The organism is Paraburkholderia mimosarum LMG 23256 = NBRC 106338, assembly GCF_000739815.1.
Taxonomy (GTDB): Bacteria; Pseudomonadota; Gammaproteobacteria; order Burkholderiales; family Burkholderiaceae; genus Paraburkholderia; species Paraburkholderia mimosarum.
In genome coordinates, this window is record NZ_BBJJ01000373.1 from 1 (window position 1) to 568 (window position 568).

Genomic DNA, 568 nt, shown 5'->3' on the forward strand with positions numbered 1-568 from the left:
CAGCTTTGACCATGGCTGTTAAACGTCCGAATGCGTCAGGGGTGGAGAAGGACCTGTTCGGCAAGATCCTGGGCAGTGGCGGCTGACACCTAGATACCTATGGAGGGGCCGCGGAAGTAAGCCTCCTGGAGTAAAACGAGGATTCCGATACCCGTTTTCCAAGAGGAGTACGCAAATGAATGCGCCTCGCACGGCCCTTCACGGGCAGGATACAACCATCACCGGGTCGCTGTATGCCGCCTTTGAACTGGGCGACAGGAAGTGGAAGCTCTCGCTGGGTAATGGGGTCCGGGCACCGAGCCGCTGCACCGTGGCTGCCGGCGATACGGCCGCAGTTTTCACGGCGATTGCGAAGGCTAAGGCGCACTGTCATCTGGCCGCCGATGCTCCGGTGCACAGCTGTTATGAAGCCGGGCGTGATGGCTTCTGGCTGCACCGCTGCCTGGAAGCACATCAGATCACGAACCTGGTGGTGGATTCGGCCAGTATCGAAGTGAACCGGCGCAGACGTCGCGCCAAGACCGACCGTCTCGACAGCGACAAGCTGCTCTCGATGCTGATGCGTTAC

The 568-nt window shown here is 60.2% G+C and carries 1 pseudogene; it reads left to right on the plus strand.

Annotated elements, in window-relative coordinates:
• Nucleotides 1–175 precede the first annotated feature (175 nt).
• Nucleotides 176–568 (plus strand): annotated as a pseudogene (locus BMI01S_RS37955) (IS110 family transposase); the annotation flags it as partial.